This is a genomic window from Dawidia soli, from assembly GCF_018598185.1.
GTDB classification, from domain to species: Bacteria; Bacteroidota; Bacteroidia; order Cytophagales; family Cyclobacteriaceae; genus Ohtaekwangia; species Ohtaekwangia soli.
In genome coordinates, this window is record NZ_JAHESC010000070.1 from 1 (window position 1) to 17,670 (window position 17,670).

15 protein-coding genes are annotated in these 17,670 nt (G+C 55.0%); 6 read left to right on the forward strand and 9 right to left on the reverse strand.

The window, feature by feature from the left end:
* Positions 1-349 precede the first annotated feature (349 nt).
* From KK078_RS28440 to KK078_RS28455, 4 genes are all read right to left on the reverse strand, one after another.
* The gene (locus KK078_RS28440; protein ID WP_254094001.1) at positions 350-2,416 is read right to left on the reverse strand and encodes a tetratricopeptide repeat-containing sensor histidine kinase; all 2,067 of its coding nucleotides are present in this window, start codon (positions 2,414-2,416) and stop codon (positions 350-352) included.
* A gap of 73 nt (positions 2,417-2,489) precedes the next feature.
* Entirely contained in the window at positions 2,490-3,773 is a 1,284-nt protein-coding gene (locus tag KK078_RS28445; protein WP_254094003.1) for an MFS transporter, read from the reverse strand.
* 4 nt (positions 3,774-3,777) lie between these two features.
* Positions 3,778-3,945 carry a PLDc N-terminal domain-containing protein gene (locus tag KK078_RS28450; RefSeq protein ID WP_254094005.1) on the reverse strand — a complete coding sequence of 56 codons (168 nt, stop codon included), beginning with the start codon at positions 3,943-3,945 and terminating at the stop codon, positions 3,778-3,780.
* An 8-nt stretch (positions 3,946-3,953) separates the two neighbouring features.
* Positions 3,954-4,901 carry an OmpA family protein gene (locus KK078_RS28455; protein WP_254094007.1) on the reverse strand — a complete coding sequence of 316 codons (948 nt, stop codon included), beginning with the start codon at positions 4,899-4,901 and terminating at the stop codon, positions 3,954-3,956.
* 333 nt (positions 4,902-5,234) lie between these two features.
* Here KK078_RS28455 and KK078_RS28460 point away from each other — a divergent pair, with 333 nt between their 5' ends.
* The 5 genes from KK078_RS28460 (at position 5,235) to bioA (ending at position 10,376) form a co-directional block, all read left to right on the forward strand.
* The gene (locus KK078_RS28460; RefSeq protein WP_254094009.1) at positions 5,235-6,332 is read left to right on the forward strand and encodes a hypothetical protein; all 1,098 of its coding nucleotides are present in this window, start codon (positions 5,235-5,237) and stop codon (positions 6,330-6,332) included.
* Positions 6,333-6,433: 101 nt separating this feature from the next.
* Positions 6,434-7,297, forward strand: coding sequence for an SDR family oxidoreductase (locus KK078_RS28465; protein WP_254094011.1), 864 nt, complete (start codon positions 6,434-6,436; stop codon positions 7,295-7,297).
* Positions 7,298-7,304: 7 nt separating this feature from the next.
* Positions 7,305-8,444: an aminotransferase class I/II-fold pyridoxal phosphate-dependent enzyme gene (locus KK078_RS28470; RefSeq protein WP_254094013.1), complete on the forward strand. Its 1,140-nt coding sequence runs from the start codon at positions 7,305-7,307 to the stop codon at positions 8,442-8,444.
* A 29-nt stretch (positions 8,445-8,473) separates the two neighbouring features.
* Entirely contained in the window at positions 8,474-9,085 is a 612-nt protein-coding gene (gene bioD, locus KK078_RS28475) for a dethiobiotin synthase (protein ID WP_254094015.1), read from the forward strand.
* A complete protein-coding gene (gene bioA / locus KK078_RS28480; protein ID WP_254094017.1) occupies positions 9,051-10,376 on the forward strand; it encodes an adenosylmethionine--8-amino-7-oxononanoate transaminase in 1,326 nt (441 codons plus the stop codon). Before bioD ends, bioA begins: the two co-directional genes overlap by 35 nt.
* Here bioA and KK078_RS28485 read toward each other — a convergent pair.
* The 5 genes from KK078_RS28485 to KK078_RS28505 all read right to left on the reverse strand — a co-directional run bounded on the left by KK078_RS28485 (position 10,357) and on the right by KK078_RS28505 (position 16,756).
* Positions 10,357-13,020: a hypothetical protein gene (locus tag KK078_RS28485; protein WP_254094019.1), complete on the reverse strand. Its 2,664-nt coding sequence runs from the start codon at positions 13,018-13,020 to the stop codon at positions 10,357-10,359. The genes bioA and KK078_RS28485 overlap by 20 nt on opposite strands.
* An 80-nt stretch (positions 13,021-13,100) precedes the next feature.
* The gene (locus KK078_RS28490) at positions 13,101-14,246 is read right to left on the reverse strand and encodes a cystathionine gamma-synthase (protein WP_254094021.1); all 1,146 of its coding nucleotides are present in this window, start codon (positions 14,244-14,246) and stop codon (positions 13,101-13,103) included.
* Between the two features lie 92 nt (positions 14,247-14,338).
* Positions 14,339-14,761: a hypothetical protein gene (locus KK078_RS28495; RefSeq protein ID WP_254094023.1), complete on the reverse strand. Its 423-nt coding sequence runs from the start codon at positions 14,759-14,761 to the stop codon at positions 14,339-14,341.
* Positions 14,758-15,381 (reverse strand): ParA family protein, encoded by a 624-nt coding sequence (locus tag KK078_RS28500; protein ID WP_254094025.1) that lies wholly within the window; start codon positions 15,379-15,381, stop codon positions 14,758-14,760. Before KK078_RS28500 ends, KK078_RS28495 begins: the two co-directional genes overlap by 4 nt.
* 64 nt (positions 15,382-15,445) lie before the next feature.
* Positions 15,446-16,756 (reverse strand): dihydrolipoamide acetyltransferase family protein, encoded by a 1,311-nt coding sequence (locus tag KK078_RS28505; RefSeq protein WP_254094027.1) that lies wholly within the window; start codon positions 16,754-16,756, stop codon positions 15,446-15,448.
* A 181-nt stretch (positions 16,757-16,937) separates the two neighbouring features.
* Between KK078_RS28505 and KK078_RS28510 the strand changes: the two genes are divergently transcribed.
* Entirely contained in the window at positions 16,938-17,663 is a 726-nt protein-coding gene (locus tag KK078_RS28510; protein WP_254094028.1) for a DUF2927 domain-containing protein, read from the forward strand.
* Positions 17,664-17,670: the final 7 nt, after the last annotated feature.

Consider the following 17,670-nt stretch of genomic DNA (forward strand, 5'->3'; position numbering starts at 1 on the left):
ACGAGAATAATCAGTTGGACTTATTTAACGGCGGGTATTAAAATGCCCCGCGGCTTGCCGCGGGGATTTTTTACTTTATAGCCCCCGTGGAAATGGCGGGCAACTGACGGGAAATGCCTGGAGCGGGACGAGCCGCCATCGCGGCCCTGGTGCAAGGCTAAGCCCTGCGTGTACCAGCAGAATGGCCTCAGTGCTTAGTAAAGGTGGTCAGAGCGGAGACCTGCGTTAGTCCCGATCTTATCGACAGACCCTACTATCGGGCCGCTCCTGAACGGCGTGATGGATGGCAATGCTACTGAATAACGCCGTCGGTGATGACGGGCGATGCCGACTAGCGAGCCGACAGAGGTTAACTTAATGGAAATTGAATAACAAACTCACTCCCCTTCCCATCCTCTGAGTTCAGCAGGATTTCTCCCTTCAGCCGATCCACCAAGGTCTTTACAATCGCCAAACCCAATCCGTTCGAGGTTTCGCCTGCGGTGGGCCTGGCCGTTAACTTTCTAAACTTCTGAAACATCTGCTGCTTATCACCCTCTGAAAACCCGGGGCCTTCGTCCCGCACTGAAAACCAGAAATGATCGGCCGTCTTACCGGCGGCTACTTCCACGGTACCGTTAGGCGGCGAGAACTTCAGCGCGTTGGATAACAAGTTATCGGCAATGCGGCTTAAGTAATCGGCATCCAGCCGCACCGACTCGCTCTCTACGCGTGAGATATGTAAATGGATCTGCTTGGCGGTAGCGATCGGCGTAAACGCCTCGACCTTCTCCAGCATAAATGCGCTGATGTCGAACGTTGTGTAATTCGGTGTCACGTTCTCTTCGAGCATATGCACATCCAGCAGATCCTTGATCAGATCGAGCCCCGCTTGCGTAGCGTTTTTCGTCATATGGATATACTCCTGCTGGTCGGTGGTAAGCCCACCCTCCAGCTCCATAATGTCGGCAATGCCTTTGATGCGGTTGAGCGGCGCTTTGAGGTCGTGCGCGACGATGCTCATGAGCGTGTCCTTTTCATGGTTGATGTCGGACAACTGGCGGTTGTGCTTGAATAGCTTTTGGTTCTGGTCGACAATCTCTTCGCGCTGGCTTCGGATGAATTGATTCTGCCGCTCGAGCATATCGTTTATCTCCCGGCGTTTTTTGCTATTGCGCCATTGTACCAGCCCGAGGATGCTGATAAAACCGATGATGACAATCAGGGTGATATTCTGAAGCCGCTGTTGCAAAATGACTGCCTCGTTCCTGGCATGGTTCACCTTGAGTAGTTCGTTCTCCTGCTCCTTGCGCTCGATGTCCATCTCAAATTGCAGACGTTCTACCTGGCGGGCGACGTTGAGGTCATTCAACGAATCTTTCAGGATCAGATATTGGTTTTGATTTTCCAACGCGCCGGCGCGATCATTCTCCTTCAGGGAGAGCTTCCACAGCCAGTAGAACACTTCCATTTTGGTGTTCAGCTCATTTGCGCGGGTTGCTACATCCATGGACAGCTTAAAGTATTTGCGGGCTTGTGCCAGCTCGTTCTTTGCGAATTTGATCTGGCCCATGGTCATGTACGCCTGGGGCATCATGCGGGTATTATTCATGCGCACGATGACTGTCAGGCCTGCCAGGCACATGCTATCCGCCGCGTCGAGCAGGCCTTTGCTCAGCTGCGTTTTGGCAATAAAGGTCTTGATGTCGGCCAGGTTGATCTCGTCCTGGATGACATGGCCGGCGGAGTCGGCCATGTGCAGGTAATGCAGTGCTTTGTCGAGCTGACCGGTTTCCTGGTACAGGCGTCCGATCATAACGAGCGCGGACATGATGTCGCGCGTACTTTGACCACGCATGCGGATGCGGTAGGCTTTCAGGTAATTAGACTCTGCCTTGGCGTTGTCCTGCTGCAGCTTATAGAGGTTGGCAAGACTTTGGTAGGTATAGGCCAGGCCGGAAGAGTCGTTGATGTTTTCGAAGAGCGCCTGGGCACGCAGAAAATAATCGTACGAGCGCGACAGCAGCCCTTGTTCAAAGAAAAGCCGGCCCAGGTTGTTGTTGGTGTAGGCAATCTGGACCGAGTCGTTTTGTTGGCTGGCGATGCGCAGGGCGTTATCGTAGGCGTCAAAGGCCTCCAGGCGCTTGCCCTGATAGTTACGCGCCACGCCGATAAAGTTCAGCGGCTTGGCCAGACCGATCGACACGTTTAGCTGCTCGCCCAGCGTATAGGCCTTTTGTGCGTAATAAATGGTGCTGTCAGGCGCGGCCCAGCGGTACTCCCATGCCAGGTCATTGAGAATCTCAAAACGTTCGGCTTCGGACGTAGTGGCTAGTTTGCGATGCAGGGACTGGATCAACTCCTGGTTTTGCGCTCGCAGGGATAGGCCGTGAAGGACGAAGAAACAGAGTGCAAAAAGAAAGAAGGGCTTCTTCACGGGCGAATGGTCTAAGCTGTAGTAATTTAGGATAAAACGACCGATTCACCAACGGAGAAGCCCCCCGTACAGGTTACGTTTCTTCTTCAAAATTCATATCGCGCCCAAAGGTCTCATCGATGGGCAACAATGCGATGCAGGCGATTACGATCGTCATACATCCGACGATCAACGCGCCATAGATCATACCTTTGCTGTACGCGGCATCCTGGCCCAGGGTGGGCAGATAGTGATTCTTAATCGTATCGCGCAAAAGTTTAAACAGCCAGATCAACGGCACCACGGTGCCACGGATAAAGTTCGGCGTGGTGGTGGCCACCGTCGAGCGCAGGTTGGTGCCGAACTGTTCGGCAGCGATGGTCACGAACAAGGCCCAGTATCCGATGCTGACACCCAATGCAAAACAGATGATATAAAAGAACGCCGCGGTGCGGATCGGCATGAACAAATAAAGTAAAAAGAGACACGCCGTCATCAGGATGAACGTCAGCGCTACCTTCTTTCGCGAGCGAATGATCTGGCTGATGATGCCACTTCCCAGATCGCCCACGCACAAACCGATATAGCTATACATGACCGCATCGCCTGTAGTGATCGTACCTGTTATCGACAGGGCGGCGGCAAACTCGGGTGAGAAAGACACCAGGATGCCGATGGTATACCATATCGGCAGGCCGATGAAGATGCACCCCAGGAACTTCACCAGACGCTTGCGGTTGGTAAAAAGCATAAAGAAGTTACCACGGGAAACTGCTTTCTCGCGTACTTTTAGAAATACGCCGGACTCCATCACGCTTACCCGCGCGATCAACAAGAGCAGCCCCATGCCGCCGCCGACGAAGTACGATACCTGCCAGCTGTCAAATGACTTGGAGACAAAGTTGCCTGCCACGGCGCCCAGCACGCCTACACCGGCGACGATGGCCGTACCATAGCCACGCAGGTGTTTGGGCAGGATCTCCGATACCAGCGTAATGCCCGCACCAAGCTCGCCCGCCAGGCCGACACCGGCAATAAAACGCAATACTGCATATTGTTCCACAGACGTAACAAAGCCGTTGGCAATGTTGGCCAGCGAGTAGAGCAGGATCGAGCCGAACAGCACGGACAGCCGTCCGCGCTTGTCGCCCATGATTCCCCAGATAATACCTCCCACGAGCATCCCAAACATCTGCGTCTGCAACAGGTATTCGCCTTTCTCGAACAGCTCACCTTCGGGTACTCCCAGCGAAATGAGACTGGCCTTTCGCACGATACTGAACAACAGCAGGTCGTAGATGTCGACAAAGTAGCCCAGCGCCGCGACAATCACGGGCGGGCTGTACAACAGTTTATAAGACGAGCGCTCTTGCAGCATACGGTCAACGCTTTTTCTCTAATAGATAATACAAGATAGGGCCTACCAGCGGCAGTAATACGACCACGACAACCCACAAGATCTTGCGGTCGCTGGACAGCCGGCTGCGTACGATGTCGACGATCACAACAATGTCGATAACCAGTGTAAGCAGGGATATGAGTCTATACATAGTATCAATTAATTATTCTCCAGGATCCTGAAAAGCTCGTCGAGGTTTGGTGTGATGATGATCTCGGTGCGGCGGTTCTTTTGTTTGTTGCCGGGGCTATCGTTCACTGCCAGGGGAGAGAACTCACCACGACCGGCCGCGGTGATCTGACGGGGTTGCACACCGCCTTTCATCAGGATACGGCTGATGGAGGTGGCGCGCATCACGCTCAGGTCCCAGTTGTCGTTCATATACTGCGACTTCTTCGAGATCGGCACATTGTCGGTATGGCCTTCCACCATAATGTTGATGTCCTTCTGGTCCTTGATGGCTTTTGCCAGCTGTTGCAGTGCGGTAACGCCCTTCGCGTCGACTTCAATGCTGCCGGAGCCGAACAGCAGTTGCTCGGCCAGCGACACATATACCTGTCCGTTCTTAACCTTGACGGTGATGTCATTTTCTTTAAAGTTCAACAACGCGTTGCTGATCTTGGCGCGCAGTTGTTGCACCATGTTGTCCTTGTTGGCGAGCACTTGTTCCAGCTCCTGCACTTTCTTTTCGCGCTCGGCCAGGCTTCTGCTCAGCGAGTCGTTCTGGGCGCGGGTCTTTTCCAGGTTTTGCTGGATGGCCAGCAGTTGCTCCTGTTGCAGCGCCATGTCGCGGGTTTGTTTGCCGCTGCTGTTCATCAGGTTCTTATAATAGGTGCTGAGTTGGGCGTGCTCCTTTTCGAGATCCGCCAGCTTTTTGGCGGTGCTTCGCTTCTGGCCGCGAATCTGCAAGGTATCGTCTTTCAGCTTCCTGAGCTGGGCGGACAGGCTGTCTAGGTTGGCATTGGCCGTCTCCAGTTGGCCTGACCGGTCGGCCAGATCCGCCTCCGCCCGGATCTTCTGGGCCAGCAGTGCGTCGTACTTCTTTTTAGAAACTACACAGGATGAAACGATTGTGATCAATAGAAGCGATAAAAAAAAGGTCCTCATAGGTGTTATAAGTGTTCAAAAAATGCGGTCTAATGTAGTGAAAAAAGTCCATCCTGGGAATTCTTCCAAACCACCCGGTTACCTCGCGGGTTACGCCGTTCAACCCCTGAATTAAGAGACTCGTCTGTCGCGCGTTCGCCCGTGTGCGGATAACCCTGGCGCCGGGCGGCATACTATACCAGTTTAAGGGGTATAGATCGTCGGATATCGATGACGGAACACCTATAACAAACGTCCTATGCCACTGCATGAAGATGTAGGCAACCTACCTTCCAACGTTCCGTTACATGTCTGTGTCTATAGCAACAAAGAAACTAACAATCCAAAACACATATGATCAACAACAAAAGACTCCTCTCAGTATTTGCATTAGCGGGTATACTTGGCCTCGCATCGTGTAGCAGCGATGACGACGGTGGCAAGGGTAGCGTGGTTTCAAAAGACGAAGCCAAGACCAAGATCGCATCGTTCAACTCCACGGCCAAGGCCGACCTGCAAGATCTGCAGGACATCGAAGGTCTCCAGGCGGCACAAGATTTCTTCGACCTGGCCAATGCCGACGATCCGTTTGGCCGTGTACCCGCCGATCATAAAAAGCTGCGTGCATTCTTCCGCGAAAAAGGTAAAGACTTTAGAAGTGTATTTACGAAGGGTACCGCTGCGGGCCGTACTTCAGCAGAAGAGGCGTTTAACTACGAAGCCAACCTGGGCAAGTACGCATGGAATAGTGATCTCCAGGAATTTGAGATGATCGATGAATCTTCTATCATCTCGATCGAGTTTCCCACCGAGGGCTCTGCCACCAACGACGCACGCCTCGATCTGACGGCGTATAGCGAAGTGGAACTGGTCGACGAGGAGTGGGGTGACACATACTACGAGCCGGAAGTACTGAAGGCGGCGTTATATGTAGACGACGCCAAGGTTGTAGGCGTGGACCTGGACGTAGACTGGGATGATCAAGGCTTCCCGCTGAAGGCGAACATTGCGCTGACCGTTACGCCTTTTAAACTGACGGTAGGTTTCGATACACAGGGTAGTACTTCCAATTCATTGAGTGTGTCGCTGTTGCGCAACGACGAGACCGTTGTCGCTACCAGCATCACCGTGAACTATAAAGATGCTTCCAAGTCTGAGGAAAGTGTAAAAAGCATCGAAGGGTATGTGCAGTTGCGCAACCTGAAACTGCAGGGCAACATCAACGCCGAAGCGGCGAACAACAGCCAGGGCGAAGTTGACCTGAATGACTTTGTGAAGCTGGCCCTCTATGACGGCAATCAAAAGTTGGCGGATGTAGTATTTGAAGATCAAGACGGTGCTGCAGTGGCGTATCTACAGTATGCTGACGGCTCGAAGGAGAAGGTTGAAACCGCCCTGCAACCCGTTATTGATGAGATCGATGCCATCTCAGACGACTTTGACAACGAGTAATCGGCGATAGTATCCTATCTCCCGTAAAAGGGGCCGCACACGCGGCCCTTTTTTATTATTCATAAACTTCCTTACTTTCAATCATCTAAAACCACGATCGTATGCAAGGAATGTTAACACCCGGCAGCCTGAAAGATAAAACCATTATTATCACAGGCGGCGGTACGGGCCTGGGCAAGGCCATGGGGAAATATTTTCTGACACTGGGGGCTAACCTCGTGATCACCAGCCGCAAAAAAGAAGTACTCGATAAGACAGCCGAAGAGCTTATGCAAGAGACCGGTGGCAAGGTGCTGGCGGTGGGGTGCGATGTGCGCAAGTACGAAGAGATCGAGCAAATGATCAAAACAACCGTCGATGCCTTTGGTAAGGTAGACGGGGTATTAAACAACGCCGCCGGTAATTTTATCAGTCCGACGGAGCGTCTATCGCACCGCGCGTTCGACATTGTCGTGGATATTGTTTTGAAAGGAACCTATTATACTACCCTGGCCGCCGGTAAACATTGGATCGCCAACAAACAGCCGGGTGTATTTCTGAATATCGTTACTACCTATGCCTGGACGGGCTCCGGCTACGTCGTACCGTCTGCATGTGGTAAAGCCGGTGTGCTGGCCCTGACACGTTCGTTGGCGGTAGAGTGGGCAAAGTACAAGATCCGCAGCAACGCCATCGCCCCCGGGCCGTTCCCGACTGAGGGTGCCTGGAGCCGCCTGTTACCCGGTGAGCTGGTTAAGAAGTTCGACCCCGCGCAACGCGTGCCGTTGAAACGCGTAGGCGAGCACCAGGAGCTGGCAAACCTGGCGGCATACCTCATGTCCGATTACTCGGCCTATGTTAACGGCGAAGTCATCACCATTGACGGCGGCGAGTGGCTGCGCAATGGCGGTGAGTTCAGCCACCTCGAAATGGTACCCGACGAAATGTGGGACATGCTGGAAAAGACACGCGGTAAACAGTCGTAGCGTTGTCATGATGGACTTTGATGCCGTGTTACGCAATCGCCTGGCCGCACGTGAAGGCGCAGGATTACTGCGCACCCTGCGACAAGCTGTTGCTCCCATTGATTTTACCTCTAATGACTATATTGGCCTGGCCCGCTCGCCGGAGCTCTTTGCCGCGATCGGGCAGAAACTGGAACAGATCACACCGCCGTTGAATGGCGCCACCGGTTCGCGGTTGCTGTCGGGAAATTCGGGTTATACGGAACAGGTGGAGGCCACGCTTGCGCGGATCTTTTCTGCCGGGGCTACATTGATCTTTCAATCCGGGTATTCCGCCAATCTATCGGTACTATCGTCCATGCCGCAACGGGGCGATACCATTTTGTGCGACGAGCTTGTGCACGCCAGCATCAAAGACGGCATGCGCTTAAGCCTGGCAAAGCATCACAATTTCCGGCACAATGATCTGCAAGACCTGGAAGACAGGCTGCAACGCGCCACGGGCAACGTGTTCATTGTTGTCGAGTCTATTTACTCGATGGATGGTGACACCTGTCCGCTGGAGGAGCTCGTGGCATTGGCGGAGCGGTATAGTGCCTTTATTATACTCGACGAAGCGCATAGCACTGGCGTGGTGGGGCCTGGGGGAAGCGGTTTGGCCGTGGCCCTGGGCGTGCACGATAAGATCGCCGTGCGGATCTATACATTTGGTAAAGCCATGGGCATTCATGGGGCTTGTGTGGCCGGTACCCGGTCGGTGGTAGAATACCTGGTAAACTTTGCACGGCCGTTTATTTATACCACGGCCTTGCCGCCGCACAGTATGGCAGCCATCGACTGTGCCTTTGCGTATGTACAAGCGCACGGTGCTCGCCTGCAGCAGGCGCTGCGCGACACGATCGAATACTTTGTACAGCAGGTGCAGGATTTACCGCATGTCAGCCGGAACAACGGCGCGATCCAGACAGCGTTGTATCCCGGCAATGAGCATGTACGGCAGGTGGCCCGGCAGTGGCAAGCGGCCGGGTTCGACGTGCGTCCCATCTTGTCGCCCACCGTGCCGGCGGGGGCGGAGCGTATGCGGATCTGTCTGCATACGTTCAACACGCGCGAAGAGATCGACCTCCTGGCCAGCTGTTTACGAGCGCTGCCCGGGATGGTCCCTTGATCCTTCGCATTTATGGCGTACTTTGCGGCATGAATTACTTCGTTACGGCCATTGACACCGACAGTGGCAAAACGTTGGTTTCGACCATCCTGTGCGAAGCCTTGCAGGCCGACTACTGGAAGCCCGTGCAAGCGGGATATCCCCGTGACACCGAGGCGGTCGCGAAGCTGCTGGATCCGCAGCGGCATGTATTCTTTCCCGAGGGCTATTTGCTGCAGACACCCGCGTCGCCCCATGCCGCCGCGCGCATCGACGGCGTCACCATCGACCTACAGACGTTAACGCCGCCGGCCACCACGCGCGACTTGATCATCGAAGGCGCAGGCGGTTGCCTCGTGCCGCTAAACGACCACGACTTTGTCATTGACCTGGCCGCACACTGTCACGCGACGGTGATACTGGTAGCCGATCTATACCTGGGCAGCATCAACCATACGTTGCTCACCGTAGAGGCACTACGCAAACGCAACCTGCCTGTCAAGGGCATTATCTTCAACGGCCCTTCCAACGCCGAGAGTGAACGGATCATCATGTTGCACACCGGGCTGCCGGTGCTGCTACGCCTGCCACGGCAAGAGCAGGTGACCCGTCAGACGATCATAGACTATGCAAAAGAATTACAACAACACTGGCACGCCTGACGCGCTGCGCGCCTGGGACAAAGAAGTCATCTGGCATCCTTTCACACCACTTACCGGTGCGGCCGAGCCGATCCTGATTACCGCGGGAGAAGGTGTATATTTACATACTGCCGACGGCCGCAAGATCATCGATGCCGTATCATCGTGGTGGGTGAATATTCACGGTCATGCCAACCCCTACATCGCGCGAGCCCTGGCCGAGCAAGCCACCACCCTGGAGCACGTGATCTTCGCGGGCTTTACACACGCCCCGGCCATCCGGCTGGCCAAGAACCTGCTCACGATATTGCCCCCGGGGCAATCACGCATATTCTTTTCTGACAATGGCAGCACGGCCGTCGAGGTAGGTATCAAGATGGCCATCCAATACTGGCACAACCGCGGCGTCCGGAACCGGAAGAAAGTAATTGCCATACAAGGGGCCTACCACGGCGACACCTTTGGTGCTATGTCTGTGGGCGATCGCAGCATCTTTACCGACCCGTTCCAGCCCTATCTGTTCGACGTGGCCTTCATCGATTTTCCGACGGCCGCGCATGAAGCCGGGGTGATCGAACAATTCCGGAAGCTTGTTGCGCAAGGCGATGTCGGTGCTTTTATATACGAGCCGCTCGTGCAAGGCTCTGCCGGCATGCGCATCTATACACCGGCCGTACTGGATGCACTGCTTGCGGAAGCGAAAGCACACGATGTGATCTGTATTGCCGACGAAGTCTTTACGGGCTTTGGACGAACGGGCAAACTGTTTGCGTCGGAGTACTGCCAACACCAGCCTGACATCGTGGCGATCTCCAAAGGCATCACGGGCGGCACGATGGCGCTGGGCGTCACCAGTTGCTCGGACAAGATCGTACAGGCCTTCCAGACAGACGACTTTTTAAAGACATTCTTTCACGGCCACTCGTATACGGCGAACCCCATTACGTGTGCTGCCGCGAATGCCAGCTTTGACCTGTTAACCGACCCGGACTGTCGCCAGCGCATAGACCGGATCAGCCGGCAGCACGAAGCCTTCGCCACGCACATCCGCAAGCACCCCGCCGTGCTGGAAGCCCGGTCGCTTGGAACGATACTTCGTGTGGAGCTGCAGACGGAAGAGGGCACGGCATACGCCAACAGCCTGCGCAAGAAAATATATCCTTACTTCCTGGAGCGGAATATCTTACTCAGGCCGTTGGGCAATATCCTGTATGTGCTTCCCCCGTACGTGATGACGGAAGAAGCACTACAGACAGTATATACTGCGATCGAAGAGTTTATTCAGACGCTGCCTACAAAGGCATCAGCGTGAGGCCTTGTCCCAGTGAATAGTAGGCTTTGGGTTTGTCGCCCGATGCGGGGCGCAACACCAGGGCGCTGCTTTCCAGGGGCAGGGACGTAAGCAGGTTTCCTTGCAGGTCGTATACAAACGACAGATCCTGCGACAGATCGGTGAGCGTGATATAGATCCGGCCGCCGCCAAAATTATAGAAACGTACTTCCGAGGGGTTGTTGCCGATAAAATCGCTGGCCACAATCTCTTTCAGATTTTCATCGAAGACCGTCAGCTGACGGGCTTCCTGGCGCACGACGAGGTAAGACTTTTCGTTCAGCTCGCGCACCAGGCTGAAGCGTGCGTCGACGGCAGTCTTGATCAATGTCTCGCGGCTCTGCACCTTGCCCTCCAGGTCGAACTTGATCCGGAAGCCATCGCGTGATACGATCACAAAATAGGTCGTTGCCAGGCTGTTGCCGACCTCGAGCGCGTAGTCGCCTACCGGGCGCGCATCGAGGTCAAGCGGGAATCCGGGCAGGTTCTCTCCCCGGCGGTTCATCAGGTATGCTTTACCATCTTTGCGGATGGCGATGAGATAATCTTTACCCCGTATGCGGTGGTGCTGCGGCGTTGTCGACAGGCTGCTTTCTACATTCTTAGGTTTCCAACCGTCCAGGTTGCTACCGTCTTTGTCATACATCCACAGCTTACCAGACTTGCCGGCCACCAGGAAGCGGTATTTCTTACTGTGGTCGTAGTCGATCACCGACGTGAACTCGATGTCGTTCTCGCCGATCGCTACCGGGTAGGGTTTTACGTAGTTGCCCAGCCGGTCGATGATGTGGAGCTGTCCCGGCGTGGCGAAGAAGAACTGCAGCTTGCCGTTCTTGAAGAAATCGACCTGCGTGACATCGCCGGTAATAAACTGGTCGAGTGCAACCTTCCAGAGTGCTTTTCCGTCGGCCGACACCAGGCTCAGCGCGCGCGACGAATCCTGCACGAGCACTTCCTCTTCTTTGGTGTTGTGATTCCGCACGACAAAGATCTTGTGAATGCCTTGCTGGAACGATGTGACAGTCTTATCGGTACGATCGGCTTTGGCAGCTATCGAGCCTTTCTGCTTGCCATACGTCCAGGTAATGTTGGTATAATAGCTATTGTTGAGGTGGCTCATCTGCACCGCGCCCATGCCGATGGTTTCCAGCGAGGCCCGATTTTCCTGTACGAACTTTTGCCAGCGCGGGTGCAGCACCTCTTGCAAAATGCTCCATACCTGGGGTGTGTTGACATACAGGTTTACGTTGGACTCCAGCAGCGTACCTTCCAGGAACTTATTCTGTGCCACGGACTTGCCCCAGGTCTCTTCTTTGTCGATGTCGTCGAGGAATTGCTTGAGGTCGTCCACGTTCTCGCTTAGAATAATGGTGTTCCCTACAGCAGTATAGAAGCTCGTCTTCAAGCCGGTAATGAGGGGCCAGAAAAGTTTCTCGGGGAAGGATGCTACGGGCATCTCGCGGATCTCGTAGTCGGAGAAGCGTTCGAAGAAGATCGTATCCATGCTGGTCTTTTGGGCAATGGTGTTGAAGGTCAAGATCCATGGCTTCGGGTCCTTTGTTTCGATCAACACGATCTTGGAAAGGCCGCGGTCTTTCGATTCGAGAAAGCATACGCCGATCTCTTTGCCCAGGTGCTGGTACAGCGTGCTGAGCGAAAGTCCTGCCGCGGCATTCACCTGTTTGACGGAATCCTGCAGCCCCGGGTTCTTGCTCTGGGCGTACATTTTTAACGCTTCGCCCATGCGCACCCCGTCGCTAATGCCAAAGCTGGAGACCATCACCGAGCGGTTCGAAACAAAGTTCTTGAGGTTGAACGGCACCGGCACCTGGTTGTTGAACACGGACAGGATATACCCTTGGCTCGCGCTGTCGAGGCTAAAGCCGTTCAAGGTAAAGCTTTGCTCATCGGTCTTGATGTCGAGCAGTGAAGCCTGGCCGATCTGATTGACGATCGAGGGGCTGCCGGTAGCGAAGGAGTTAAGCCACACACCAAAGTTCCGGATGTTGATAAAGAGATTGCCGGCGTCGTTCTTTGACCGCGGCATCTGGTACAGGGAGGCGATCTTGCTGCGCAGGGTATTGTTGCCGGCCGTGTAGGCGCGGATCACATCCTCCAGCAGGAACGGTGTAAAACTGCCTACCCATACGTCGTCGATCTGGGTCCACGAGAAGGTCTGCTGCCTGGAGGTGATCTCGTGGATCTGTATGCCGTTGAACGCGCGATGGTCCTGGGCCAGCTTGTCCCAGGCGTCGAGCATGGCGTTCTTGTTCTTCAGCTGGTTCAGCGGCACGTAGAAGACAAAGTCGAAGTCGTCCTTACGGGTCTGGTGGGCCGAGATCAGCTGGCCGCGGGGCTGGGTGTCGATAAAGTCGAACAGCGTGCGCAGCGAGTCCGTTGGCTTGCCGTAGAAGGCCGCTTCGCGAAAGACCGACCACAACGAGGTCTCCTGCATCTTGCGCACGCAGTCGGCACAGTCGTTGGTCTCGTATACAAAGATAGTGGCCTCGGGCACCAGCGCCCATGGTGTGGTGGTTCGTTTAACAAGAAACCGGTCGTATAGGTAGTACCCTCCGACAAGAACCACCACAATGCCGATGGTGATAAGCAAAGGAAGTCTCTTCACGCGTTGCGGACTTAGTTTATAATACGGGCAAGATAGCAAAAAATAGCCTCGCAGTCCGCCATACTCCGTTTATAGCAGCGTTATACCTTCGCGAGCGCCTGGTCGAGGTCGGCGATCAGGTCTTCGGCATCTTCCACACCAATGCTCAGGCGGATCAGCGAGTCTACCAGGCCGCTCTTGACACGTTCGGCCGGCGGGATGCTGGCGTGCGTCATGGACGCCGGGTGGTTGATGAGCGACTCCACGCCGCCCAGCGACTCGGCCAGCGAGAAGAGTTCGACACTTTCCATCAGCTTGATGGCCTTGTCCAGGCTGTCGTCCTTTAACGTAAACGACAGCATGCCGCCAAAGTCACGCATCTGCTTTTTGGCAACGGCATGGTTGGGGTGGTCGGTAAATCCCGGCCAGTATATCTTTCCGATCTTGGGGTGGGCTTTCAGGTATTCGGCGATCTTACGGCCGTTCAGGCAGTGACGCTCCATGCGCAGGTGCAGCGTCTTGATGCCGCGCAGCACGAGGAATGAGTCTTGCGGACCGGGCACGGCGCCGCAGGAGTTCATGAGGAAGAACAGCTCCTGGTAAAGTTTTTCGTCGTTCATGACCAGGGCGCCCATGACCACGTCGGAGTGGCCGCTGAGGTATTTGGTCACCGAGTGCATGACGATGTCGGCCCCCAGGTCGAGCGGGTTCTGCAGGTAGGGCGAGGCAAAGGTGTTGTCGACGGCGACGATCAGCTTGCGTTCCCGCGCGATGGCGACACACGCCTGGATGTCGACAATGTTCATCAGCGGGTTGGTGGGGGTTTCGATCCACAGCAGCCGCGTGCGGTCGTTGAGTACGGAACGGATGTTGTCGGCCTGTGTCAGGTCGATGAAGTGGAACTTGATGCCGTACTTCTCAAAGACCCGTTTGAACATGCGGTACGAGCCGCCGTACAGGTCGTTGCTGGTGATCACCTCGTCGCCGGGGTTCAGCAGCTTGATCACGGCGTCTGTGGCGCCCATGCCCGATGAAAAGCAAATGCCGTATTGACCATTCTCCAACGCCGCGATGCTTTGTTGCAGCGCATTGCGTGTAGGATTGGTGCCGCGCGCATAGGCATAGCCCTTATGCTTCGCAGGCGACTCCTGCACGTACGTGGATGTTTGGTAGATCGGGGTCATGATCGCCCCGGTAGAAGGGTCCGGCGTAACGCCGGCGTGCACAGCTTTCGTTCCGAATTTCATAGGGTAATATTGAGACTTTTAGCCGACAAATGAAATACCCCGGCCTACATCCTGTGCAGGTCGTTTATGCAAATCCGGAAAATACGAGGGGATTATTTATTGCGCCAGTAGGTGCGGATGGTTTCCTTCCACTGGTCACCGCTCTTGAGGTATAGCACGGTGTTGACGAGCATTTTGTCTTCGGGCAGCGCCGTGCCGGAAGTTTCAGCTGCGCGCAGAATGATGTCGTAGAGCTTCTGGCGGAAAGCGGGACCGCCTTCTTTGCGGTAAAGTGTCTGCAGCGCCTGGCCGATGCTTTCCGCTGTGACTTCCTGAACCGCGGGCTGAGCCTGGGGTGCTGCCGCTACGGGGGCCGGCGGAGCAACGACAGGGGCAGCAACCACCGGGGTTGACTCTGCGGGAGCCGGCTTCTCGGCCGGAAGCTGACCACTCAGGGGCGTCGGGGTCACCAGCGTGGCCGCTTGTTGCTTCAGGAATTCGTCAAGATCTTTGAGTGTATTCTTCTTCTTGCTCATGCGAGATAATTAAGAATGGCTTGCGCCACAGGCTGATACTCTTTCTCCGCGTCGACCGTACTGAAATTTACGAAAAGATTTTTCTGCGGTACGACCACGGGCAGGATGATGGCATCCAGTTTTTTGAGGTTATCCCGTACGGTAAAAATATTAGTCGAGCTGTGAATGCGGTTCGGCAGGATGATGATCTTCAGTCCGCTGTTCAGCTCGCGGGCAGGGGCGAGGTCGGTCACGGTTTGATAGGTCACCAGCAGGTCGTTCTGGGTAAGGCTGGTGGGCACGACTACGGCGTTGCTGACCAGGCAGAGCTTTTTGATACCTTCGTCGGTGGTCTTGCCGGCGCTGTCCACAACGATATAGTCGAACTTGCGGCTGTCTTTCAATTTCTCCAGCTCCTGGGCTACCTGGTGGTCTTCCGAACCGAGGATCTCAAACGCGGCTTTACCATCCTTGGCCTGGAATACCTCCATTTTGCGCAGGGTATTCAGGGTATAGTTGGTGTCGGTTTCCACCAGCAGCACCTTTTTGCCAAGTTGGTGAAGGGTGGTAGCCAGATGAATGGCGTTGGTTGTCTTGCCCGTACCGCCCTTCCGGCTGATGAATGAGATAATTTTGGACATGCCTAAAAGTAAGAAACCCGGGTGATTTCAAAAACCTCCCGGGTCTAATTAAGCCATCCGTGTATTAAATACTGCGGTTTATGTCAAATTTCTCAAGGTAGTCGGCTACCCGGCGCACCATCATACCGCCCAGTGCACCGTCTACCACGCGGTGGTTGTACGAGTGGGAGAGGAACATCTTGTGGCGAATCGCAATCACGTCGCCCGACGGGAGCTCCAGCACGGCCGGCTTCTTTACGATCGCCCCCAGGGCAATGATACCGACCTGCGGTTGCACGAGAATGGGTGTGCCCATGACGTTTCCAAAGGAGCCGACGTTGGAGATGGTAAAGGTACCTCCGGCCAGCTCATCGGGTTTGAGCTTACCGTCGCGCGCCCGGCGTGCCAGGTCGTTTACGATCTTGGTCAGGCCTCCCAGGCTGAACTGGTCGGCATTTTTGATGACGGGTACGATCAGGTTGCCGCTGGGCAGGGCCACGGCCATACCGATGTTGATATCTTTCTTCTTGATGATGCGGTCGCCGTCTACCTGGATGTTGATCATGGGGTAGTCTTTGATCGCCATGACCACGGCTTCAATAAAGATCGGCGTGAATGTCAATACGTCGCCTTCGCGCTTCTGAAAGTCGTTCTTCACTTTGCCGCGCCATTGCACCACGTTGGTCACGTCGGCTTCGACGAAGGACGTCACGTGCGGGGCGATGCGCTTGGAGTCTACCATGCGCTCGGCGATCATCTTGCGCATGCGGTCCATCTCGATGATCTCGTCGCCGGCGCTGATGGAGGCTTGTACTTTCGGCGTCGGTGCGCCGCTGGTCGGCACGGCATGTTTTACCGGCTGTACCGTAGCGCCGCCTACTTTGCGGGCCTGTACATACTCCAGGATATCTTTTTTGGTCACACGTCCTTCGTTGCCGCTGCCGGAGATGGTTTCGAGCTCAGCGACGGTGATGTTCTCCTCGCGGGCGATGTTCTTCACCAGCGGCGAATAGAAGCGAGTGCTGTCTTTAAAGTTGATCGCTTGCGGAGCACCGTTGGAATGTGCCACCGCGGCTTCCTGTAAAACGGGTTCGGCGGCGCCATTCGATTTAGCGGGTGCACTGGTGGGTTGCGGTGCAGCAGCACCGGCCTCCACATCGGTGGTAATGATCGCGATGGGTGCGCCGACCTTGACGATCTCGCCTTCCTTCGCCAGGATCTCCGTTAATATACCGGCATGGGTAGAGGGTACTTCGGTATCGACCTTGTCAGTCGCTACTTCGAGCACCGATTCGTCTTGCTCGATCTTGTCGCCCGGCTTTTTGATCCAGTTCAGGATCGTCGCCTCGAATATACTTTCACCCATCTTGGGCATGATAAGTTGAACCTGCGCCATGTTTCAATCGATTTTGGAAGGGCAAGTTACTATTTTTTCGTCTGTATAAAGACGTTTTTATATTTCAAACGTTTCTTTGGTGGTGATATCCTTTTGACGAATAATACCTTGTGGCGTCTGCCGAAATAAAAAAAATGTACCTGTAGACCAGTCGCCCCATGGAAATTAGTAACATTGAATCATGAAAAGAGGTCTTATCTTTTTAGCCTGGGCGTTTGCGGCCGCATGTTTGTTCGCCTGTTCGTCCGACGATGAAGAGGTAAAAGACCCCGATACCGTCACGCCCGACGAACAAGAGATCGTCCGCTATTTTACCGAGGTGGCCCTGGGCGGCGAGTTCGACGACGAGCCGCCGGTGATACGCAAGTGGTTGCGGGAAATGAAGCTCTTCGTCGGGGGCACGCCGGACGCGGTGTTGCGAAGCGAGCTCGACGATGTGATCACCGAGATCAACGACCTGGCCCACGATGGCTTTCAGATCACCCTCACGACCGACTCCGCAAGTTCCAACGCCTATATATTCTTTGGTGACCCCGACGTTTTTGTGGCCCGGTATCCGCCCGCGCAATTTTATATCGCCGACAACTGGGGGCTGTTCTTCAGCTTTCCTGACAACAACACGAATGAACTATACCGCGCCATCATCTTTGTAGACCTGGTGCGCAATGCCGACAAGAAAGCGCAACGCCATATACTGCGCGAAGAGCTCACGCAATCGCTGGGCCTGGGGCGCGACTCCGAGCGGTATGACAACAGCATCTTTCAGCAGGCGTGGACGACCGTAACGGAATATGCACCCATCGACCGTGACCTGATCTGGTTATTATACGATCCGGCCATTACGCCGGGTCTCGACTCGGCAGCGGTCGTACCGTTGCTACAGCAGCGGCTCCAGGAAAAAGTGTAATACAGGA